Source organism: Escherichia coli (assembly GCF_036503815.1).
Classification (GTDB): Bacteria; Pseudomonadota; Gammaproteobacteria; order Enterobacterales; family Enterobacteriaceae; genus Escherichia; species Escherichia coli_F.
The window spans coordinates 889,784-913,148 of record NZ_AP027764.1 but is presented as its reverse complement, the minus strand read 5'-3'; the positions used below and the strand labels follow the sequence as shown (position 1 = coordinate 913,148).

General features: G+C 50.4%; 20 protein-coding genes and 1 pseudogene. 6 read left to right on the top strand and 15 right to left on the bottom strand.

Annotated features, from left to right (window positions below; translation table 11 throughout):
* Positions 1-21 precede the first annotated feature (21 nt).
* Positions 22-1,254: a phosphoglycerate dehydrogenase gene (gene serA / locus AABJ99_RS04400; protein ID WP_001151604.1), complete on the bottom strand. Its 1,233-nt coding sequence runs from the start codon at positions 1,252-1,254 to the stop codon at positions 22-24.
* A 255-nt stretch (positions 1,255-1,509) separates the two neighbouring features.
* Entirely contained in the window at positions 1,510-2,169 is a 660-nt protein-coding gene (gene rpiA / locus AABJ99_RS04395) for a ribose-5-phosphate isomerase RpiA (RefSeq protein WP_000189743.1), read from the bottom strand.
* A 313-nt stretch (positions 2,170-2,482) separates the two neighbouring features.
* On the opposite strand from rpiA, the gene argP reads away from it, so the two are divergent.
* From argP to scpC, 5 genes are all read left to right on the top strand, one after another.
* On the top strand, positions 2,483-3,376 hold the full coding sequence (gene argP / locus AABJ99_RS04390; protein WP_001360955.1) for a DNA-binding transcriptional regulator ArgP: 894 nt from the start codon (positions 2,483-2,485) through the stop codon (positions 3,374-3,376).
* 203 nt (positions 3,377-3,579) lie between these two features.
* Positions 3,580-5,724, top strand: coding sequence for a methylmalonyl-CoA mutase (gene scpA, locus AABJ99_RS04385; protein WP_039021539.1), 2,145 nt, complete (start codon positions 3,580-3,582; stop codon positions 5,722-5,724).
* Complete coding sequence (gene meaB, locus AABJ99_RS04380; protein WP_039021540.1) at positions 5,717-6,712, top strand: methylmalonyl Co-A mutase-associated GTPase MeaB; 996 nt, start codon at positions 5,717-5,719, stop codon at positions 6,710-6,712. The genes scpA and meaB overlap by 8 nt, the downstream gene beginning before the upstream one ends.
* Positions 6,713-6,722: 10 nt before the next feature.
* Entirely contained in the window at positions 6,723-7,508 is a 786-nt protein-coding gene (scpB, locus tag AABJ99_RS04375; protein ID WP_000122080.1) for a methylmalonyl-CoA decarboxylase, read from the top strand.
* Positions 7,509-7,531: 23 nt separating this feature from the next.
* On the top strand, positions 7,532-9,010 hold the full coding sequence (scpC, locus tag AABJ99_RS04370) for a propionyl-CoA:succinate CoA transferase (RefSeq protein ID WP_039021541.1): 1,479 nt from the start codon (positions 7,532-7,534) through the stop codon (positions 9,008-9,010).
* On the opposite strand, the gene srsR is transcribed toward scpC, so the two are convergent.
* The 13 genes and pseudogenes from srsR to cmtB all read right to left on the bottom strand — a co-directional run bounded on the left by srsR (position 9,007) and on the right by cmtB (position 22,061).
* Entirely contained in the window at positions 9,007-9,903 is an 897-nt protein-coding gene (gene srsR / locus AABJ99_RS04365; protein ID WP_338387502.1) for a LysR family transcriptional regulator SrsR, read from the bottom strand. The genes scpC and srsR overlap by 4 nt on opposite strands.
* Positions 9,904-10,070: 167 nt before the next feature.
* Positions 10,071-10,811, bottom strand: a complete 741-nt coding sequence (yggE, locus tag AABJ99_RS04360) for an oxidative stress defense protein (RefSeq protein WP_000669834.1) — start codon at positions 10,809-10,811, stop codon at positions 10,071-10,073.
* Between the two features lie 92 nt (positions 10,812-10,903).
* Positions 10,904-11,539, bottom strand: coding sequence for an arginine exporter ArgO (argO, locus tag AABJ99_RS04355; protein WP_000493353.1), 636 nt, complete (start codon positions 11,537-11,539; stop codon positions 10,904-10,906).
* Between the two features lie 138 nt (positions 11,540-11,677).
* Positions 11,678-12,538, bottom strand: coding sequence for a small-conductance mechanosensitive channel MscS (gene mscS, locus AABJ99_RS04350; protein ID WP_000389814.1), 861 nt, complete (start codon positions 12,536-12,538; stop codon positions 11,678-11,680).
* A 357-nt stretch (positions 12,539-12,895) separates the two neighbouring features.
* Positions 12,896-13,975 carry a class II fructose-bisphosphate aldolase gene (gene fbaA, locus AABJ99_RS04345; protein WP_000034372.1) on the bottom strand — a complete coding sequence of 360 codons (1,080 nt, stop codon included), beginning with the start codon at positions 13,973-13,975 and terminating at the stop codon, positions 12,896-12,898.
* A 214-nt stretch (positions 13,976-14,189) separates the two neighbouring features.
* A complete protein-coding gene (pgk, locus tag AABJ99_RS04340; RefSeq protein WP_000111269.1) occupies positions 14,190-15,353 on the bottom strand; it encodes a phosphoglycerate kinase in 1,164 nt (387 codons plus the stop codon).
* Positions 15,354-15,402: 49 nt separating this feature from the next.
* Positions 15,403-16,422: an erythrose-4-phosphate dehydrogenase gene (epd, locus tag AABJ99_RS04335; protein WP_338387501.1), complete on the bottom strand. Its 1,020-nt coding sequence runs from the start codon at positions 16,420-16,422 to the stop codon at positions 15,403-15,405.
* A 284-nt stretch (positions 16,423-16,706) separates the two neighbouring features.
* Complete coding sequence (gene yggC, locus AABJ99_RS04330; protein WP_039021542.1) at positions 16,707-17,420, bottom strand: nucleoside/nucleotide kinase family protein; 714 nt, start codon at positions 17,418-17,420, stop codon at positions 16,707-16,709.
* The gene (fumE, locus tag AABJ99_RS04325) at positions 17,417-17,926 is read right to left on the bottom strand and encodes a fumarase E (RefSeq protein ID WP_000224154.1); all 510 of its coding nucleotides are present in this window, start codon (positions 17,924-17,926) and stop codon (positions 17,417-17,419) included. The genes yggC and fumE overlap by 4 nt, the downstream gene beginning before the upstream one ends.
* A 21-nt stretch (positions 17,927-17,947) precedes the next feature.
* Positions 17,948-18,913, bottom strand: a complete 966-nt coding sequence (gene glpX, locus AABJ99_RS04320; RefSeq protein ID WP_039021543.1) for a class II fructose-bisphosphatase — start codon at positions 18,911-18,913, stop codon at positions 17,948-17,950.
* Positions 18,910-20,187 carry a zinc-binding dehydrogenase gene (gene yggP / locus AABJ99_RS04315; RefSeq protein ID WP_039021544.1) on the bottom strand — a complete coding sequence of 426 codons (1,278 nt, stop codon included), beginning with the start codon at positions 20,185-20,187 and terminating at the stop codon, positions 18,910-18,912. Before yggP ends, glpX begins: the two co-directional genes overlap by 4 nt.
* A gap of 14 nt (positions 20,188-20,201) precedes the next feature.
* A pseudogene (gene cmtA, locus AABJ99_RS04310) lies at positions 20,202-21,590 on the bottom strand (PTS mannitol transporter subunit IICB).
* A 27-nt stretch (positions 21,591-21,617) separates the two neighbouring features.
* Complete coding sequence (gene cmtB, locus AABJ99_RS04305; protein WP_039021546.1) at positions 21,618-22,061, bottom strand: PTS mannitol transporter subunit IIA; 444 nt, start codon at positions 22,059-22,061, stop codon at positions 21,618-21,620.
* Positions 22,062-22,436: 375 nt separating this feature from the next.
* On the opposite strand from cmtB, the gene AABJ99_RS04300 reads away from it, so the two are divergent.
* Positions 22,437-23,345: a prohibitin family protein gene (locus AABJ99_RS04300; RefSeq protein WP_039021547.1), complete on the top strand. Its 909-nt coding sequence runs from the start codon at positions 22,437-22,439 to the stop codon at positions 23,343-23,345.
* The last annotated feature ends 20 nt before the right edge of the window (positions 23,346-23,365 follow it).

Genomic DNA, 23,365 nt, shown 5'->3' with positions numbered 1-23,365 from the left:
TTGATTATTAAAGAAGGGAGATCAGTACAGCAGACGGGCGCGAATGGTGCCCGGAATAGCTTTCATTGCCTGCAGCGCTTTTTCGGCAACGTCTTCGTCAGCTTCAATATCAATAACCACATAACCCATCTGGGCGGAAGTTTGCAGATATTGCGCGGCGATGTTGACGCCCTGCTCGGCGAAGATTTTGTTCAGCGCAGTTAGCACGCCCGGACGGTTTTCGTGGATGTGCATCAGACGACGCCCACCGTGCAGTGGCAGCGAGACTTCCGGGAAGTTCACCGCAGAGAGCGTTGAGCCATTGTCAGAGTACTTGATTAATTTACCTGCAACTTCCAGGCCGATATTCTCCTGTGCTTCCTGAGTCGAACCGCCAATATGTGGCGTCAGAAGGACGTTGTCGAACTCGCACAGCGGAGAGGTAAACGGATCGCTGTTGGTCGCCGGTTCCGTCGGAAAGACATCGATTGCCGCACCTGCCAGGTGTTTGCTCGCCAGCGCGTCACACAGCGCCGGAATATCCACCACCGTTCCGCGCGAGGCATTAATCAGCAACGAGCCGGGCTTCATTAGCGAAATCTCTTTCGCGCCCATCATATTTTTGGTAGACGGATTCTCTGGCACATGCAAACTCACCACATCGCTCATATTCAGCAGATCAGAAAGATGCTGTACCTGAGTGGCGTTGCCCAGCGGTAGTTTGTTTTCAATATCATAAAAGTAAACATACATTCCCAGCGATTCAGCCAGAATGCCCAACTGTGTACCAATATGACCATAGCCGATGATACCCAGCTTTTTGCCGCGCGCTTCAAAAGAGCCAGCTGCCAGCTTGTTCCAGACACCACGGTGTGCTTTAGCGTTGGCTTCCGGTACGCCGCGCAATAGCAGCAGAAGTTCGCCAATTACCAGCTCCGCAACAGAGCGCGTATTAGAGAACGGTGCGTTAAATACCGGGATCCCGCGTTTTGCAGCTGCATCCAGATCAACCTGGTTCGTTCCGATACAGAAACAGCCAATAGCGACCAGTTTTTCTGCGGCGTTGATCACGTCTTCAGTCAGATGGGTACGGGATCGCAGGCCGATGAAGTGGGCATCGCGGATGGATTCTTTTAATTGTTCATCATCCAGCGCGCCTTTGTGAAATTCGATGTTGGTGTAACCCGCTGCACGAAGGCTTTCCAGCGCCTTTTGGTGCACGCCTTCTACCAGCAGAAACTTAATCTTGTCTTTCTCCAGCGATACCTTTGCCATTTACCCAATCCTGTCTTTTGAAATGTTGTGTGCGGATTTGCATCCGTCTTTCAACATATCAAAAAATAATATTGCGGCAATATGAACGTTTGCGTCGCGATGTTGAGGAAATATCACGCAAAGGTTTTTCTTGGATGAATATGCTGGATTAGAGGATTTATTTAGAGCAATCGACAATAGCCAGGTAAAAACGTGACACATGTCACCAAATTTAATGAAGAGAATTTTTTTAACGGGGGAGGTTCCCCCGTCAGATCATTTCACAATGGTTTTGACACCGTCAGGTGTGCCAATCAGCGCAACGTCCGCGCCACGGTTAGCAAACAAGCCAACAGTCACCACGCCAGGAATCGCATTTATGGCGTTTTCCATCGCTATCGGGTCAAGGATTTCCATGCCGTGGACGTCGAGGATCACGTTGCCGTTATCGGTCACCACGCCCTGACGGTATTCCGGACGACCGCCCAGTTTCACCAGCTGGCGCGCCACTGCACTACGTGCCATCGGGATAACTTCTACTGGCAGCGGGAATTTGCCCAGAATATCAACCTGCTTAGAAGCGTCTGCAATACAGATAAATTTTTCCGCAACCGAAGCAATGATTTTTTCACGGGTCAGCGCCGCGCCGCCGCCTTTGATCATCTGCATGTGGCCGTTGATTTCATCTGCACCGTCGACGTAGATGCCAAGGCTGTCGACTTCGTTGAGATCAAAAACGTGAATGCCTAGGCTTTTCAGTTTTTCTGTGGAAGCATCTGAACTGGAAACAGCCCCTTCAATCTGGCCTTTCATCGTGCCGAGCGCATCAATAAAGTGTGCGGCGGTGGAACCTGTACCTACACCAACAATGGTGCCGGGCTGAACATACTGAAGTGCCGCCCATCCTACTGCTTTTTTCAATTCATCCTGCGTCATGATCGTTTCGCCTGTGGTATGAAATTTCACTCGCATTATATACAAAAAAAGCGATTCAGACCCCGCTGGCAAGTCGCGTGGTTAACTCATCCATAAACTTTCGCCCCGCAAACAAAGCATATAAAGGTCTGGGTATGCCGCTCCAGGGCGCGAACTCGCTGAGCGAAATGCAATAGCGCAAATCCCTGATCTTTTAAGCTGCGTGTTTAACCACTGATACAAATGTACCCGCCGACGGCTTCGGTATATGCAACCTGACGCAAAATTGTGTCATAGTGCAGGAAAAAGCATTTACCAGGAGCAGACAACAGCAATGAAACGCCCGGACTACAGAACATTACAGGCACTGGATGCGGTGATACGTGAACGAGGATTTGAGCGCGCGGCACAAAAGCTGTGCATTACACAATCAGCCGTCTCACAGCGCATTAAGCAACTGGAAAATATGTTCGGGCAGCCGCTGTTGGTGCGTACCGTACCACCGCGCCCGACAGAACAAGGGCAAAAACTGCTGGCACTGCTACGCCAGGTGGAGTTACTGGAAGAAGAGTGGCTGGGCGATGAACAAACCGGTTCGACTCCGTTGCTGCTTTCACTGGCGGTCAACGCAGACAGTCTGGCGACCTGGTTGCTTCCGGCACTGGCTCCTGTACTGGCTGATTCGCCTATCCGCCTCAACTTGCAGGTAGAAGATGAAACCCGCACTCAGGAACGTCTGCGTCGCGGCGAAGTGGTCGGCGCGGTGAGTATTCAACATCAGGCGCTGCCGAGTTGTCTTGTCGATAAGCTCGGTGCGCTCGACTATCTGTTCGTCAGCTCAAAACCGTTCGCCGAAAAATATTTCCCTAACGGCGTAACGCGTTCGGCATTACTGAAAGCGCCAGTGGTCGCGTTTGACCATCTTGATGATATGCACCAGGCCTTTTTGCAGCAAAACTTTGATCTGCCTCCAGGCAGCGTACCCTGCCATATCGTTAATTCTTCAGAAGCGTTCGTGCAACTTGCTCGTCAGGGGACCACCTGCTGTATGATCCCACATCTGCAAATCGAGAAAGAACTGGCCAGCGGCGAACTGATTGACTTAACGCCAGGGCTATTTCAACGCCGGATGCTCTACTGGCACCGCTTTGCTCCTGAAAGCCGCATGATGCGTAAAGTCACTGATGCGTTGCTCGATTATGGTCACAAAGTTCTTCGTCAGGAATAATCCATCAAATAATGCCTGGTAATACATACCAGGCATCACCTCCAGTTCTTTTTGTATTCCTTGAATCACATCACAAAATAGACAAATCTCAGGCGGCAAAAAACGACGTCTGAATGCATTTTTTTTGCTGGCGACAAACCCACGTAAAAAGCTCACCGTAAGCGCAAATACCCTCATTTTGATTGCGTTTTATGGAGCAAATAATGTCTAACGTGCAGGAGTGGCAACAGCTTGCCAACAAGGAATTGAGCCGTCGGGAGAAAACTGTCGACTCGCTGGTTCAGCAAACCGCGGAAGGGATCGCCATCAAGCCGCTGTATACCGAAGCCGATCTCGATAATCTGGAGGTGACAGATACCCTTCCTGGTTTGCCGCCCTACGTTCGTGGCCCGCGTGCCACTATGTATACCGCCCAACCGTGGACCATCCGTCAGTATGCTGGTTTTTCAACAGCAAAAGAGTCCAACGCTTTTTATCGCCGTAACCTGGCCGCCGGGCAAAAAGGTCTTTCCGTTGCGTTTGACCTTGCCACCCACCGTGGCTACGACTCCGATAACCCGCGCGTTGCGGGTGACGTCGGCAAAGCGGGCGTCGCCATCGACACCGTGGAAGATATGAAAGTCCTGTTCGACCAGATCCCGCTGGATAAAATGTCGGTTTCGATGACCATGAATGGCGCAGTACTACCAGTACTGGCGTTTTATATTGTCGCCGCAGAAGAGCAAGGAGTTACGCCCGATAAACTGACAGGCACCATTCAGAACGATATCCTCAAAGAGTATCTCTGCCGCAACACCTATATTTACCCGCCAAAACCGTCAATGCGTATTATCGCAGACATCATCGCCTGGTGTTCCGGCAACATGCCGCGATTTAATACCATCAGTATCAGCGGTTACCATATGGGTGAAGCGGGTGCCAACTGCGTGCAGCAGGTAGCATTTACGCTCGCTGATGGGATTGAGTACATCAAAGCAGCAATCTCCGCTGGGCTGAAAATTGATGACTTCGCTCCTCGCCTGTCGTTTTTCTTCGGCATTGGCATGGATCTGTTTATGAACGTCGCCATGTTGCGTGCGGCACGTTATTTATGGAGCGAAGCGGTCAGTGGATTTGGCGCACAGGATCCGAAATCACTGGCGCTGCGTACCCACTGCCAGACCTCAGGCTGGAGCCTGACTGAACAGGATCCGTATAACAACGTTATCCGCACCACCATTGAAGCACTGGCTGCAACGCTGGGCGGTACTCAGTCACTGCATACCAACGCCTTTGATGAAGCGCTTGGTTTGCCTACCGATTTCTCAGCACGCATTGCCCGCAATACCCAGATCATCATTCAGGAAGAATCAGAACTCTGCCGCACCGTCGATCCACTGGCCGGATCCTATTACGTTGAATCGCTGACCGATCAAATCGTCAAACAAGCCAGAGCCATTATCCAACAGATCGACGAAGCCGGTGGCATGGCGAAAGCGATCGAAGCAGGTCTGCCAAAACGAATGATCGAAGAGGCCTCCGCACGCGAACAGTCGTTGATCGACCAGGGCAAGCGTGTCATCGTTGGTGTCAACAAGTACAAACTGGATCACGAAGACGAAACCGATGTACTTGAGATCGACAACGTGATGGTGCGTAACGAGCAAATTGCTTCGCTGGAACGCATTCGCGCCACCCGTGATGATGCCGCCGTAACCGCCGCGTTGAGCGCCCTGACTCACGCCGCACAGCATAACGAAAACCTGCTGGCTGCCGCTGTTAATGCCGCTCGCGTTCGCGCCACCCTGGGTGAAATTTCCGATGCGCTGGAAGCCGCTTTCGACCGTTATCTGGTGCCAAGCCAGTGTGTTACCGGCGTGATTGCGCAAAGCTATCATCAGTCTGAGAAATCGGCCTCCGAGTTCGATGCCATTGTTGCGCAAACGGAGCAGTTCCTTGCCGACAATGGTCGTCGCCCGCGCATTCTGATCGCCAAAATGGGCCAGGATGGGCACGATCGCGGCGCGAAAGTGATCGCCAGCGCCTATTCCGATCTCGGTTTCGACGTAGATTTAAGCCCGATGTTCTCTACACCTGAAGAGATCGCCCGCCTGGCAGTAGAAAACGACGTTCACGTAGTGGGCGCATCTTCACTGGCTGCCGGTCATAAAACGCTGATCCCGGAACTGGTCGAAGCGCTGAAAAAATGGGGACGCGAAGATATCTGCGTGGTCGCGGGTGGCGTCATTCCGCCGCAGGATTACGCCTTCCTGCAGGAGCGCGGCGTGGCGGCGATTTATGGTCCAGGTACGCCTATGCTCGACAGCGTGCGCGACGTACTGAATCTGATAAGCCAGCATCATGATTAATGAAGCCACGCTGGCAGAAAGTATTCGCCGCTTACGTCAGGGTGAGCGTGCCACGCTCGCCCAGGCCATGACGCTGGTGGAAAGCCGTCACCCGCGTCATCAGGCGCTAAGTACGCAACTGCTTGATGCCATTATGCCGTACTGCGGTAACGCCCTGCGACTGGGCGTTACTGGCACACCCGGTGCGGGGAAAAGCACCTTTCTTGAAGCCTTTGGCATGTTGTTGATTCGTGAGGGATTAAAGGTTGCAGTTATTGCGGTCGATCCCAGCAGCCCGGTCACTGGCGGTAGCATTCTCGGGGATAAAACCCGCATGAATGACCTGGCGCGTGCCGAGGCGGCGTTTATTCGTCCGGTACCATCCTCCGGCCATCTGGGCGGTGCCAGTCAGCGAGCGCGGGAATTAATGCTGTTATGCGAAGCGGCGGGTTATGACGTAGTGATTGTCGAAACGGTTGGCGTCGGACAGTCGGAAACGGAAGTCGCCCGCATGGTGGACTGTTTTATCTCGTTGCAAATTGCCGGTGGCGGCGATGATCTGCAGGGGATTAAAAAGGGGCTGATGGAAGTGGCAGATCTGATCGTTATCAACAAAGACGATGGCGATAACCATACCAATGTCGCCATTGCCCGGCATATGTACGAGAGTGCCCTGCATATTCTGCGACGTAAATACGACGAATGGCAGCCACGAGTTCTGACTTGTAGCGCACTGGAAAAACGTGGAATCGATGAGATCTGGCACGCCATCATCGACTTCAAAACCGCGCTAACTGCCAGTGGTCGTTTACAGCAAGTGCGGCAACAACAATCGGTGGAATGGCTGCGTAAACAAACCGAAGAAGAAGTACTGAATCACCTGTTCGCGAATGAAGATTTCGATCGCTATTACCGCCAGACGCTTTTAGCGGTCAAAAACAATACGCTCTCACCGCGCACCGGCCTGCGACAGCTCAGTGAATTTATCCAGACGCAATATTTTGATTAAAGGAATTTTTATGTCTTATCAGTATGTGAACGTTGTCACTATCAACAAAGTGGCGGTCATTGAGTTTAACTATGGCCGAAAACTTAATGCCTTAAGTAAAGTCTTTATTGATGATCTTATGCAGGCATTAAGCGATCTCAACCGGCCGGAAATTCGCTGTATCATTTTGCGCGCGCCGAGTGGATCCAAAGTCTTCTCCGCAGGTCACGATATTCACGAACTGCCGTCTGGCGGTCGCGATCCGCTCTCCTATGATGATCCGTTGCGTCAAATCACCCGCATGATCCAAAAATTCCCGAAACCGATCATTTCGATGGTGGAAGGTAGTGTTTGGGGGGGCGCATTTGAAATGATCATGAGTTCCGATCTGATCATCGCCGCCAGTACCTCAACCTTCTCAATGACGCCTGTAAACCTCGGCGTCCCGTATAACCTGGTCGGCATTCACAACCTGACCCGCGACGCGGGCTTCCACATTGTCAAAGAGCTGATTTTTACCGCTTCGCCAATCACAGCCCAGCGCGCGCTGGCTGTCGGCATCCTCAACCATGTTGTGGAAGTGGAAGAACTGGAAGATTTCACCTTACAAATGGCGCACCACATCTCTGAGAAAGCGCCGTTAGCCATTGCCGTTATCAAAGAAGAACTGCGTGTACTGGGCGAAGCGCACACCATGAACTCCGATGAATTTGAACGTATTCAGGGGATGCGCCGCGCGGTTTATGACAGCGAAGATTACCAGGAAGGGATGAACGCTTTCCTCGAAAAACGTAAACCTAATTTCGTTGGTCATTAATCCCTGCGAACGAAGGAGTAAAAATGGAAACTCAGTGGACAAGGATGACCGCCGATGAAGCGGCAGAAATTATCCAGCATAACGACATGGTGGCATTTAGCGGCTTTACCCCGGCGGGTTCGCCGAAAGCCCTTCCCACCGCCATTGCCCGCAGAGCTAACGAACAGCATGAGGCCAAAAAGCCGTATCAAATCCGCCTGCTGACGGGGGCGTCAATCAGCGCCGCCGCTGACGATATACTTTCTGACGCCGATGCTGTTTCCTGGCGTGCGCCATATCAAACATCGTCCGGTTTACGTAAAAAGATCAATCAGGGCGCGGTGAGTTTCGTTGACCTGCATTTGAGCGAAGTGGCGCAAATGGTCAATTACGGTTTCTTCGGCGAAATTGATGTTGCCGTCATTGAAGCATCGGCACTGGCACCGGATGGTCGAGTCTGGTTAACCAGCGGGATCGGTAATGCGCCGACCTGGCTGCTGCGGGCGAAGAAAGTGATCATTGAACTCAATCACTATCACGATCCGCGCGTTGCAGAACTGGCGGATATTGTGATTCCTGGCGCGCCACCGCGGCGCAATAGCGTGTCGATCTTCCATGCAATGGATCGCGTCGGTACCCGCTATGTGCAAATCGATCCGAAAAAGATTGTCGCCGTCGTGGAAACCAACTTGCCCGACGCCGGTAATATGCTGGATAAGCAAAATCCCATGTGCCAGCAGATTGCCGATAACGTGGTCACGTTCTTGTTGCAGGAAATGGCGCATGGGCGTATTCCGCCGGAATTTCTGCCGCTGCAAAGTGGCGTGGGCAATATCAATAATGCAGTCATGGCGCGACTAGGGGAAAACCCGGAAATTCCTCCGTTCATGATGTATTCGGAAGTGCTACAGGAATCGGTGGTGCATTTACTGGAAACGGGCAAAATCAGCGGGGCCAGCGCCTCCAGCCTGACTATCTCGGCCGATTCCCTGCGCAAGATTTACGACAATATGGATTACTTTGCCAGCCGCATTGTGTTGCGTCCGCAGGAGATTTCCAATAACCCGGAAATCATCCGTCGTCTGGGCGTCATCGCTCTGAACGTCGGCCTGGAGTTTGATATTTACGGGCATGCCAACTCAACGCACGTAGCCGGGGTCGATCTGATGAACGGCATCGGTGGCAGCGGTGATTTTGAACGCAACGCGTATCTGTCGATCTTTATGGCCCCGTCGATTGCTAAAGAAGGCAAGATCTCAACCGTCGTGCCAATGTGCAGCCATGTTGATCACAGCGAACACAGCGTCAAAGTGATCATCACCGAACAAGGGATCGCCGATCTGCGTGGTCTTTCCCCGCTTCAACGCGCCCGCACCATCATTGATAATTGTGCACATCCTATGTATCGGGATTATCTGCATCGCTATCTGGAAAATGCGCCCGGCGGACATATTCACCACGATCTTAGCCACGTATTCGATTTACACCGTAATTTAATTGCAACCGGCTCAATGCTGGGTTAATGACTCGTCCCGTCACGATCTTCAGCAATATGCTGAAGCATCGTGGCGGTATAACGATGATTTCTGATTGAATAAAGATATTCCTGCATATACATCGGCCTGTGCGGCGCATCAAAATATTTCAGCGTTGCCGGATTCACCAGTCGCCAGGCAAAATGCGGGATCACCGTCAGAAAATGTCCGCGCTCCACGGCGCTGATTTTGGCCATAAAACTGTAAGGTCGATAAATAATTGTGGGATTGATCCCACAAGGACGCATATTCGCATCAATCATTGCTTCGAAGTTGGCCCGGTTCTGAAAGCGCATTTGTAGCCAGGGTAGCTCCTGAAGCAACTCTTGCTCTTGTCGCTCTTCATAACGGCGAGAAACGAGAAAGCCCAATCGCAGCGGTGGTAGTTCACTGATAGTCAGGTTTTCCAGTTCCTGAACTCGTGCAGATACATGCTGTGGGGAGATTATAAAATCTAACTGACGGTCAAAAAGATTATCGATAACGCCGTTTTCGCTGAACTCAACTGGCTGGGCGGTCACGCCTTCGTACTTATCTCCGAGACTAATCAACTGATCAAAAATAATGGTCGGATAAGTATTATTTATGCCTATCACAATTTCTCGTGAACGACGTCCTGAGTTATGGATTTCATTATCAATCGCAGAAAGCCGTTGATAAACCGGGAACAGTTTTTGATACAGTTCCTGCCCGGCTTTATTGAGGCTGATATTATTATCTTTGCGGGTAAATAGCGTATAGCCAATTTGTTCTTCCAGCGCGGCAATGCTTTTGCCAAATGGCGAAGCCGTCATATGGATTTTTTCTGCCGCCCGGGCAATATTATTGGTTTGCGCTAATAAAATGAAATTGCGCATCTTTTTCGAAATAAAAATGTCCATCCCCGCTCCCCCGCATCCTTGTCCGCTTAACCGTTTCAGTCAGCCTATCCTTGATGAAACCGCGAGCAAAGATAGGTGATTACGTCATGGTTTTACAGAAAATTACAGAAAAAGGAGGCAATATCGGGTAAAGGCATTAGCCCGACCAATACGTCGGGCTACAAGTATTATTGTGCGGCAGGTGTTTTAGCGGGTTGTTGATCCACAGGTTCTAACTGGAAGACCACATCGACCTGATCATCAAACTGAATAGCAGCCTGCTCGTAAGTTTCCTGGGCTGAGACCGGCGCGGCATCGGCTTTCATCATCCGCACCATTGGGCTGGGCTGATAGTTGGAAACATGGTAGCGCACGCTATATACCGGCCCTAGTTTACGATGAAAGCCGTTCGCCAGTTCCTGCGCCTGATGAATCGCGTTATCAATCGCTGCCTTACGCGCTTTGTCTTTATAGGCATCCGGCTGCGCCACGCCCAGCGATACAGAACGAATTTCGTTAAGACCCGCCTTCAGCGCACCATCCAGCAAGGAATTCAGTTTGTCTAACTGACGGAGCGTGACTTCCACCGTTCTCACAGCACGGTAGCCTTTCAGGATACTTTTACCATCCTGATAATCATAATCTGGCTGGGTGCGTAAGTTCGCTGAGCTGATATCTTTTTTCGCGATCTGATTGAGTTCAAGGAAGGAAATGTATTGTGCGACGCGCTCATCCGCCTGTTTCTTGGCAGTAGCGGCATCCTTCGCGGCCACGTTGACTTCAATCGCAAGAGTGGCAATGTCTGGCACCGCATCCACGCTTGCCGTACCGGAGGTGACAATATGCGGTCCATCCGGCAATTCGTTAGCCTGCGCTGCCATCCCGCTAATACCCATTAATGCCGCCAGGGCGATAACTTTGAACTTCACGTTAGTCTCTCCGTGTTAATTGACTTGCCCAAAATTCAGGACCTCTGGAGGCAAGCTTAGCGCCTCTGTTTTATTTTTCCATCAGATAGCGCCTAACTGAACAAGGCTTGTGCATGCGCAATACCGTCTCTCGCCAGCTGCAAGGCAATAAACCACATAACACATCCCACTACCAGATTGATAATGCGCTGTGATTTTGCCGTGCGCAGGCGCGGTGCCAGCCAGGCTGCGAGAAGAGCCAGACCAAAGAACCACAGGAAAGAGGCGCTAATTGTCCCGAGCGCAAACCAACGTTTTGGTTCGACGTCAAGCTGCCCACCAAGGCTGCCCAGTACAACAAAAGTATCCAGGTAAACATGCGGATTCAGCCAGGTCACTGCCAACATGGTGGCGATAATTTTCCATCTGCCTTGCTTCATGACTTCGGCACTGGCTAACTCAATATTACTGCTCATTGCTGTTTTAAAAGCGCCAAAACCATACCACAGCAAGAAGGCTACGCCGCCCCAGGTGACCAGCGCAAGCAACCACGGCGACTGCATCAATAACGCACTGCCACCAAAAATCCCGGCGCAAATCAGGACCAAATCGCTGATAGCACAAAGTAAGGCAATCATTATGTGGTACTGACGACGAATGCCCTGATTCATCACAAAAGCATTTTGTGGACCGAGCGGTAGGATCATAGCCGCCCCAAGTGCAAGACCTTGAAAGTAATAAGAAAACACGTTGGATATTCCGAATTAAGTATCTGATGCAGAGACTATATCGCGGGATTGTTATTAGCGGAAATTGATAATATTAATTGGCAATCAGAAAAACTAATAAGAGAGAGGCCAGAGAGTATTATCTGGCCTCAGCGTTGATTATGCAGCTTTGTCTTCTTTCACCCGCTTAAAGTTCACATCCATTTGCGGGTATGGGAAGCTGATACCGGCGGCATCAAATTCACGTTTAATACGCTCCAGCACATCCCAGTACACGTTTTGTAGATCGCCGCTTTTGCTCCAGACGCGGACCACGAAATTAATCGACGATGCGCCAAGTTCGTTCAGACGCACAGTCATTTCGCGATCTTTCAAAATGCGGTCTTCAGACTGGATAATATCGGTCAGGATCTGCTTAACCTGATCGATATCGGAATCATACGCCACGCCAATAATAAATTCGTTACGGCGAACTGGCTCGCGGGAGAAGTTAATAATATTCCCGGCAATAATTTTACCGTTCGGAATAACGATAATTTTACCGTCTGCAGTACGCATGGTGGTGGAGAAAATCTGCACGCTCAGCACAGTACCGGCTACGCCGCCGAGGTCAACATATTCTCCGGCACGGAACGGGCGGAACATGACCAGTAACACGCCAGCGGCCAGGTTAGACAGTGACCCCTGCAAAGCCAGACCAACAGCTAAGCCGGCGGCACCGAGTACAGCAATGACTGACGCTGTTTGTACGCCCACGCGGCCCAGTGCAGCGATTAGCGTAAAGGCGATAATTCCGTAACGGACTAATGCAGAAAGAAAATCAGCAACGGTGGCATCGATTTTACGGGAGATCATCAGGCGATTCACCGCGTTGGAAATCATCCGCGCGATAATCAAACCAACGATGATGATCGCGAGTGCCGCCACGATGTTTACTGCATAACTTAGCAGCAGCGCCTGGTTAGCCACCAGCCAGCTCCCCGCGCCGTTTATGCTATCGACAACATTCAAATCTTCCATTCAATATTCCTTTTCAACTGACTCAAAATGGAGAAATACACTCCGCCGCCTTATGACGGGCAGTCTGACAAGGGTAAACAATAAAGCATAATTTTGCCAAATAGATCACAGATTTCTCATCTGCATCACCTTGCTTTTGGTGAAAAAAGATCCGCAGAGCGGGCCTCAGACAGATATCAATGTGCGCTTTGTCATACCGGATGCGGCTTTAACGCCTTATCCAGCCTACAAAAACCTGCAAATTCAATATATTGCAGGATACGTGTAGGCCTGATAAGCGTAGCGCATCAGGCATTTTTTCTTTTGGCGAAAAAAAGACCCGCAGAGCGGGCCTTGAGATAAGCAGAAAGGAATATCTTACAGAACGTCGATCGCGTTCAGTTCCTGGAATGCTTTTTCCAGACGAGCGATCATCGAAGTCTGACCGGCACGCAGCCATACGCGCGGATCGTAGTATTTCTTGTTCGGCTGATCTTCGCCTTTCGGGTTGCCCAACTGACCCTGCAGATAAGCTTCGTTCGCTTTGTAGTAGTTCAGAACACCTTCCCAGGTTGCCCATTGGGTATCGGTATCGATGTTCATTTTCACTACGCCGTAGCTTACGGAGTCTTTGATTTCCTGAGCAGTAGAACCGGAACCGCCGTGGAATACGAAGTTCAGGCTGTTGTGCGGCAGGTTGTGTTTCTTGGAAACATATTCCTGAGAGTCACGCAGGATGGTCGGAGTCAGAACAACGTTACCCGGCTTGTATACGCCGTGTACGTTACCGAAGGAAGCTGCGATGGTGAAGCGCGGGCTGATTTTGCTCAGCTCGGTGTATGCGTAATCAACGTCTTCCGGCTGGGTGTACAGTGCAGAAGCGTCCATGTGGCTGTTGTCCACGCCGTCTTCTTCACCACCGGTGCAACCCAGTTCGATTTCCAGAGTCATGCCGATTTTGGACATGCGCTCCAGGTATTTAGAGCAGATTTCAATGTTCTCTTGCAGAGATTCTTCAGACAGGTCGATCATGTGAGAAGAGAACAGCGGCTTACCGGTAGCAGCGAAGTGTTTTTCACCTGCGTCCAGCAGACCGTCGATCCACGGCAGCAGTTTCTTCGCGCAGTGGTCAGTGTGCAGGATAACCGGAACACCATAATGTTCAGCCATCTGATGAACGTGATGCGCACCAGAGATCGCACCCAGGATAGCAGCGCCCTGCGGAACGTCAGATTTCACGCCTTTACCAGCGATAAAGGAAGCACCACCGTTGGAGAACTGAACGATAACCGGCGCTTTAACTTTAGCAGCGGTTTCCAGTACGGCGTTGATGGAGTCAGTACCGACGCAGTTTACTGCTGGCAGTGCGAAGTTGTTTTCTTTTGCTACCTGGAAAACTTTCTGTACGTCATCACCAGTGATTACGCCAGGTTTTACGAAATCAAAAATCTTAGACATGTCTCTTGTCCTGTATCGTCGGGCCTTATACTCGTCATACTTCAAGTTGCATGTGCTGCGTCTGCGTTCGCTCACCCCAGTCACTTACTTATGTAAGCTACTGGGGATTCACTCTCTTGTCGCCTTCCTGCAACTCGAATTATTTAGAGTATGAAAAAATGCGTGCTCTAAAAGCGCGCTGCAACAAGGGCAGGTTTCCCTGCCCTGTGATTTTTTACTTCTTAGCGCGCTCTTCGAGCATCGCTACTGCAGGCAGTACTTTACCTTCCACGAATTCGAGGAATGCGCCGCCGCCAGTGGAGATGTAGGAGATTTTGTCAGCAATGCCGAACAGGTCGATTGCTGCCAGAGTGTCGCCGCCGCCAGCGATGGAGAACGCTTCGCTGTCTGCGATAGCGTTAGCCACGATTTCAGTACCTTTGCGGAAGTTCGGGAATTCGAACACGCCAACCGGGCCGTTCCACAGAATGGTTTTCGCATTCTTCAGGATTTCAGCCAGTTCCTGCGCAGAAGCATCGCCGATATCCAGGATCTGCTCGTCAGCTTTCACATCGTTAACAGATTTCAGGGTAGCCGGTGCTGTTTCAGAGAACTCAGTTGCTACGCGAACGTCAGACGGAACCGGAATGTTGCAGGTGGTCAGCAGACGTTTTGCTTCGTCAACCAGGTCAGCTTCGTACAGGGATTTACCCACATCGTGGCCTTGTGCCGCGATAAAGGTGTTAGCGATACCACCCCCCACGATCAGCTGGTCAGCGATTTTGGACAGGGAATCCAGAACGGTCAGTTTGGTAGATACTTTAGAACCACCAACGATAGCCACCATCGGGCGAGCAGGTTCTTTCAGTGCTTTACCCAGCGCGTCCAGTTCAGCTGCCAGCAGCGGGCCTGCGCACGCAACATCAGCGAATTTACCGATACCGTGAGTAGAAGCCTGCGCGCGGTGAGCAGTACCGAATGCGTCCATTACGAACACGTCACACAGTGCAGCATATTTTTTGGACAGGGTTTCGTCGTCTTTCTTCTCGCCTTTGTTGAAGCGAACGTTTTCCAGAACAACCAGTTCACCTTCAGCAACGTCAACGCCGTCGAGGTAATCTTTAACCAGACGAACCGGGTTAGACAGTTTGTCTTTCAGGTAGTTAACAACCGGCAGCAGAGAGAATTCTTCGTTGTACTCGCCTTCGGTAGGACGACCCAGGTGGGAAGTTACCATCACTTTCGCGCCTTGTTTCAGGGCCAGTTCGATGGTCGGCAGAGAAGCACGGATACGCGCGTCGCTGGTTACTTTCCCGTCTTTTACTGGTACGTTCAGATCCGCACGGATAAATACACGTTTCCCAGCAAGATCCAGATCGGTCATCTTAATTACAGACATGGTGAATCCTCTCGTTGATTCTAAAAGTTTTGCAGACGCTGCTTGCGTCTTACCTGAAAGCAACAGTAGCCATAGCTAACGTCGTGTCGAGCATTCGGTTAGCAAAGCCCCATTCGTTATCGCACCAGACCAACGTTTTGATCAGGTGTGCGCCACTGACCCGGGTTTGGGTGCCATCGACAATGGCACTGTGCGGATCGTGGTTAAAATCTACAGAGACCAACGGCAATTCCGTATAGTCAACTATACCATGAAATGCACCTTGTGCTGCTTTTTGCAGCAACAGGTTGACTTCATTGGCTTTTACAGGTTTCTTCACCGTCACGCTTAAATCGATTGCCGTCACATTTATGGTTGGTACACGCACCGCAATTGCTTCAAAGCGATCGTTAAATTGCGGAAAAAATCGTGTGATACCGGCGGCCAGTTTAGTATCGACTGGAATGATCGACTGGCTGGCTGCCCGGGTGCGACGCAGGTCAGGATGATATGCATCAATAACCTGTTGATCGTGCATGGCGGAGTGAATTGTGGTCACAGTGCCGGACTCAATACCGTACGCATCATCTAACAATTTGATGACGGGAATTATGCAATTCGTGGTACAGGAAGCGTTAGAAACGATGAGGTGTTCCGCACGAAGTTGATCCTGATTGACGCCGTAAACCACGGTCGCGTCGAGATCGTTACTACCAGGATGTGAAAAGAGCACTTTTTTGGCCCCGGCGGCAATATGTGCTTCGCCATGCTCGCGGGAGCCATATACGCCGGTGCAGTCGAGAACCACATCAACGCCTAGTTCACGCCAGGGAAGCGATTGCAGCGAACGTTCATGCAATACGCGGATGGCGTCATCACCAACAAAAAGTTGATCGCGTTCCTGTCGTACTTCCCATGCAAAACGGCCATGACTGGTGTCATATTTCAACAAATGCGCCATGCCCGCAGCATCCGCCAGTTCGTTGATTGCCACCACGGTAATTTCCGCCCGGCGTCCGGATTCATACAAAGCACGAACCACATTACGCCCGATGCGACCGAAGCCATTTATCGCTACGCGTACGGTCATAGATCTCCTGCAAGGTTTTCCCTGAGCAAATTTGCCAGACAGAGTAATCCAGCAAATCGTCCGGGGAAACCTTACCTGTCGCAAACTGCGACTGATTGGTTAATTGTCGAACATTTAATCGACTGAAACGCTTCAGCTAGAATAAGCGAAACGTGGAATAAAAGGAATGATTGTCCAGTCAAAGAAGACAATTATCTGACTTACGTCACATTTTCTTCCCTTCTTGTAGGAGGCTTTATTCCAGACTGGCGTAATAATAACCGCACAATAACTGGAATAAATTGTCAGCTTATGAAGTTATACCTGCCTTCTTCCGTCATCTCTAATATCAGATTGGCCTGACAACTATTCAGCAGCACACGCTCGACATTGGGACCATCGGTTCGGGCATAAAAAGCTTCAGCTTCATCCCGCGATAATCCCCCCGCAATTTTACGACTAATCAAGCGTTCCCGCAGAATTTGAACGGGGGCATGAATAAAAACAGAAAAATCGCAGAAAGATGCCAACGCCCGCCACTTCTCGTCATCCAGCAACAACCAGTTTCCTTCGACGATGACGAGTGGTGCGGTAACGTGCAACGCATCTTCAACAGGATCATGCTTTTGTCGATCGTACTGCGGCCACGTACAATCCCCTTCCATTACCTGGCGCAGATTTTCCGCCAGTTTTGCCACATCGAATGTCTCTGGTGCGCCTTTAAAGGGGCGCAATTGATGCGCATCCAGCCAGCTATTGTAATGGTGAAAACCATCCATCGGCAGCGTCTGAATAGCGGGTAGTTCCGGGTCTTGTTGCGCGAGATATTCCCAGAAAGTGGTTAGGGTAGATTTACCCGTCCCCGGCGGAGCGCAAAGAAAAACCACGGTACGCCGCTGCGGATTTACCGTCTGTAAGGCTGCCAGCATACGCAGCAACGGTTTATGCACATTTTCAATCTCTTCGTTCGGGTACTGCGCCTGTACCTTCAATCCATTCACCGTCAGTTCGATTTTCACGGCGTTAATTCCTTTAAGGTGGTCGTTACTGCCAGCGTCAGCGCCGTTTTGACCATCCCACTAAAACGCACCTCTGACCAGACGGCGAAATCAGCGAACTTCATCGCTTTTAACGCGTCATAGAGCGTCGCATTGCGGGTTATGCTATTGACGTTGCTGATAAAATCCCAGGTAATGTCATCGGCAAATCCGGGCGTTTCATCCTGTTCATTCAGGTAATGCCAGAACTGGGAAAAGTGCGTGATATCGGCATACAGCCATTTGTCCATTTTCCCCAGCGCAAAAATCAAACGTAGCGCAACATCAATATCGTCAAGCGGGCCGCTTTGAGCGAGTAACGGCTTCACTGCATATTCCACGATCTCTTCATCGTTATCGACAAACAGCGACGGCAGAAACTGGCGTATCCCCTGGAGCAAAATGGCATGTGCAGTTTTCATAAATGACAATAAATTGTCCTGTGCGTCCAGTTGCTCAAGCACATCATCTTCTGTCAGCGTCGCCATTGGTCTTCCGATAGATCACCATCAATGCAGGGAGTTTATTATATTACACGTTTGGTCCGCGCCGCCGATCAGTAATGTCTGCGTCCGCACTCCATTCGCCGTCTGTTGGATACCATTCACCAACTCGCCGCCCGTCACGCCCGTAGCGCTAAAAAGGATATCGTTCCCCTTCACCAGCTCATCGAGCGAGTACACACGGTTAACGTCAACGCCCATTGCCTTGCAACGCTGGCGTTCCTGTTCTGCAATCTGCCGATTTTCCGTGTAATCCCCTTTGGCCTGACAAAAATCAATCAGCTCGGCCTGCATATCCCCGCCTAATGCTTTAACGGCGCAGGCAGAAATCACGCCTTCTGGCGCACCGCCGATGGTGTACATCACGTCGTAAGGATTATCTTGCCAGCAGGTCAGCACGCTGGCGGCGACATCGCCATCCGGCAGGGCAAAAACCTTCACGCCCAGCTGTGTTGCTTCCTCAATTGCGGCACTCAGGCGCGGTTTATCCAGCGTAACCATACGCAACTTGTCCAGCGGTTTGCCTAACGCTTTCGCCACGTTGCGCAAGTTGTCCGCCAGAGGCAAAGACAGATCAATCGCGCCCGCCGCCAGCCGATTAACAACCAGTTTTTTCATATACATATCGGGCGCGTGTAACAGGCTATCTCGAGGGGCGAAAGCCATGACCGCCAGCGCATTGCTCTGCCCCATCGCCACCATCCGCGTGCCTTCAATCGGATCAACCGCGATATCGACTTCTGGCCCATCGCCTTTGCCCACCTCTTCGCCAATCCACAGCATCGGCGCATGGTCAATTTCTCCCTCGCCGATAACCACTCGCCCACGAAAAGCGACATCGTTTAATGCCTGGCGCATCGCGGTGACCGCCAGGCCATCAATTTTATTTTTGTTGCCACATCCGGTTTGCGGCCAGGCAGCCAACGCTGCCTGCTCCGTAACGCGAAATAATGGCCACGCCAGGGACATCATTGCGCGGCCTCCCCGATATCAACGCCAAATTGCGCCAGCAGATATTTCTCGGCCTGTTCATTCCAGATGCCGTGCGTTTCCTCAACCAGCCGCGCAAGCTCTTTAAACAGCGGATCTGTTTTACCTTTTTCGGCAAAATCGGCAATGGCGGTGAGCGGCATGGTAACGCCGTTGTAAATGAGTTTTTTACCACCGGGGATATCCGGTAAATTGAGAACGGTTTCTGGCACTGCATCCAGGCCACCGATATGCGTCACCATAAACGACGGTTGCAACTGTCCCGTGGCGCTAAGGGCAATCGCCTCTTTCATATCGTCCGTTGAACCACCGGATGTACCGACGACGTGCGTGCTGTTGTAATGGACGTTGTAGAAATTAAACGGCACTTTGAAGTTTTTATCCGTCGGCCCGGCAAAGAAGTTCAGGCAGCCATCTTCCGCCAGTAATTCGTCAGCCATCTCAACGACAGCAGGCACCGCCGCATAAACAAAAATGTCATCGAACCCAGCATCTCCTGTCAGCGCCCGCAGCTTCTGTACCGGATCGGCCATTCCTTTGGTATTCACATATATCAGCTCAATGCCTTTGCTGGCCGCCAGCTCCACCGGCAGCAGCTTCTGCACCTGTGCCAGGCGTTTGTCGTCGATATCGACCACCACTACCCGCGACGGTTGTATGCCGCCGTGAATAGCGTAATCGATAGCGCCTATCCCCATCGGGCCCGCACACGCCAGCAGCGCAATATTGCCACCAGGTTTCACGCCCATGCGATGCTCATAAACATATGGCGTGGTGTGATAATTGGCATGATAAGCGCCAATAATGCAGCACATCGGCTCTGCCAGAGACGCCGCAGCAAAATAAGATCCGTGATACGGTAATACGCAGCCCAGGTTAATGGCGATCTCCGGAATAATCATATAGGTAGCATTACCGCCAAAATATTCGTAGCTGTATCCCGCAGAATACCCGCTTGGTAGCCCCATCGCCGGTTGCAATACAAAACGTTGGCCTTTTTTATATTTGTCGGTAAGATTTTTCCCCACTTCAACAATAATCCCGGCACATTCATGCCCGGTAATGACCGGATGATTTTCTAAATCGTCGGGCACCCGTTTATGTTCGCTACCGAGTAACGCCGCTTTCCAGGTCGATAAACACACACTGTCAGAAATTACACTCACCAGCAGTTCATTATCGGTAATTTCGGGCAGTTCAAATTCGCGCAGACGGACATCCCGCTTGCCATAAATAGCAGCAACTTTGGTTTTCATTTTTACCTCGGCAATCAGTTTTTATGTTCAGCGGTTAATTGATTAAATAAAGTGTCGTGTTTGGGATCGCCAATATAGTTATTAATCAATATCAGCGGTTTATCCGTCACGCGTTTCACGCGCCCTTCCAGACTAGCGTGAGTAACGACGATATCCACATCCGCAGGCACGTTTTCTATCGCGTAATGTTTTACTTCTATTGCCAGCCCCACTTTTTCCAGGCGCTTACGGAAGGTGGTTGCGCCCATCGCGCTGGAGCCCATTCCCGCATCGCAAACAAAGGCGATACGCTTAACCCGGCTTAACGAGAATGCACCTTCTTGTTTCATCGCCTTAACCGCATTGGCGGACTGCGCAAACTCATCTTCGCTCTCCGTTTCCACCGTTTTTTCCATCTTCAGTATTACGGAAGTGATAGCAAAGGACACCAGGGTACCTACCGTAACACCGGCAATTGTCGCCAGGAACGAACCTTTCGGCGTCAGTGCAAGGTAAGCAAAGATAGACCCCGGACTTGGACCAGCCACCAGACCACCGTCCAGTAAGTTAAACATCCAGGTGCCAGACATACCGCCGGCAATCATGGCAATAATGGTCAGCGGCTTCATCAGCACATACGGGAAATACAGTTCGTGGATCCCACCGAGGAAGTGAATAATCATCGCCCCGGGCGCAGAACGTTTACTCATCCCTTTACCAAACAAAGTAAACGCCAGCAGCAGTCCTAAGCCAGGCCCAGGGTTGGACGCCACCATAAAGAAGATGGATTTACCGTTAACTGAAGCCTGTTGCATCCCCAACGGGTAATAGACGCCCTGATCTATCGCGTTATTGAGGAAAAGCACTTTCGCCGGTTCATTGATGACTGACAGCAAAGGCAGATAGCCCGCATGTACCAGCGCCTCAATACACTCTTTGACGAAAGTATTGGCAATTAACACCGCCGGGCCGATAACTTCAAAACCCAGCAGACAAAGGAGCATCCCGGTGATACCTAATGAGAAGTTATTGATAACCATCTCAAAACCAGCAGGTATGCGTTTTTCCAGTGCCTTATCGACATATTTTATGACCAGCCCACCTAACGGTCCCATGATCATTGAGCCAAGGAACATCGGAATCTCTGCGCCGACGATTACACCAATTGTCCCTATTCCGCCCATGACTGCGCCGCGTTTACCGCCGACTAAATGGCCACCGGTAGAACCAATCATCACCGGTAATAAATAGGTGATCATGGGGCCGACAATTTTGGCGAAATGTTCGTTAGGCAATCAACCGGTGGGAATAAATAACGCCGTTATAAAACCCCAGGCAATAAAAGCACCAATATTGGGAATGACCATTGCAGTCAAAAAGCCCCCAAAAGCCTGGACCTTTGCACGAGCAGACTTGTTTTCCATAATATTATCCTGTAGAGGAGAGAGTCATTATTCGCGGCTGATAATGTCCGCTAATTGTTTTTCTGATGTTGCAGTTAAGAGTTGTTCAAGTATTTCTTCTTCGCACAACAATTCACTTAACGCCTGAATAGCACCAATGTGCGAATCGGCATCGGCAGCAGAAAGACCGATAAGTAATTTAATCGGTTCGTCATTCCCCGGAAAATAAACGCCTTGTTTAAGTAACGTCAAAGACATCCCGGTTTTAAGCGCCCCACATTCCGGTCGCGCATGAGGCATTGCCACGCCTGGTGCGAGAATATAATAAGGGCCATTGTTAATGGTGGAATCTTTAATAGCCTGAATGTAATTCTCGCTGATATAGTTTTTATCCAGCAATGATGCCATCGAGAAATTGATAGCTTCCTGCCAATCTTTTGCTGAATGTATAACTGAGATTGATGATTCTGGAAAATAATCAATAAGCCGCATAAATTATCCTTATTTTATTTTTAGGGTACCGTCCGGCGGTAAAAATAAAATACTCGTGCGATTTAATGAAAGCAATTGGGCACGCGAGAAGAAAAAAAACATGAACCAAAATAATAAAATGTTAAATAACAACAACATGAAATTTATACTTATAAAGTCAAGTTTGTGTTTGTTATGTTTATCACAAAACCAATGTTTTATCTGCCTATGTATTTGTGATGCATATCTCTATTTATCTATTGAATGTTCGAAAACATACTTTTTTAGCCGATGTTTTTCGCTCTCCCCCTTTATAGATTCTGAATTCTCACCTGTTGGCTGTTTTCTCCTCACCTCATGTGACATATTCCCACACTTTACTCAAGGAAGATTCTCATGAAAGCGCCTGTTTCAATAACCTCATTTCGCCCACAAAAATCTATTGCTATCGCCATTGGCGTGCTTACCGTGGTTGTGCTGCCATTTCTCTCGTATTACACCGTTAATGAAGGTGAACGCGGCATTTTGCTGCGCTACGGAAAAATCGTAAAAGTTGCCGAGCCGGGTCTGGGTTTTAAGATCCCTTTTATGGAAAGCGTAGAGAAAATTTCCACGCGTAATCAGGCTGTGGTTTATCAGGGATTACAGGCCTACAGCCGCGACCAGCAACCGGCACAAATGACCGTGTCGGTTAGTTTTCATATTAAGCCTTCAGAAGCTGGCGCGGTTTATACAACCTACAACACCATTGAATCTTTAAAAGAGCGTCTGATCGTCCGCCAGCTGCCAACCCAACTGGAGAACGTTTTCGGCCAATATACCGCCATCAGCGCGGTACAGGATCGTACAAAACTGGTTCAGGATCTGCAAAATGCAATGCGTAAAGCCGTTGTTGGCCCGGTGGTGATTGATGGTGTCCAGATTGAAAATATTGATTTTTCTGACGCTTATGAAAAATCGATTGAAGATCGAATGAAAGCAGAAGTCGCCATTGCCACACGTAAGCAAAATCTGGAAACAGAGAAAATCCAGGCGCAAATAGCGGTAACTCAGGCCCAGGCAGAAGCAGACAGTAAACTGGCGGCAGCCAAAGCAGAAGCTGAGACTATTCGCGTAAGAGGCGCGGCAGAGGCTGAAACTATTCGTTTAAAAAGTGCGGCTGAAGCAGAAGCGATCCGCCTGCGCGGTGAAGCTCTGCGGGATAATCCCGGACTTGTTGCCCTCACCACTGCTGAGCGTTGGGACGGTAAGCTACCCGATACCATGATCCCTGGCAGTACAGTTCCGTTTATCTCTACTAAGTAAAAAAAGGGCCGCTTTCGCGG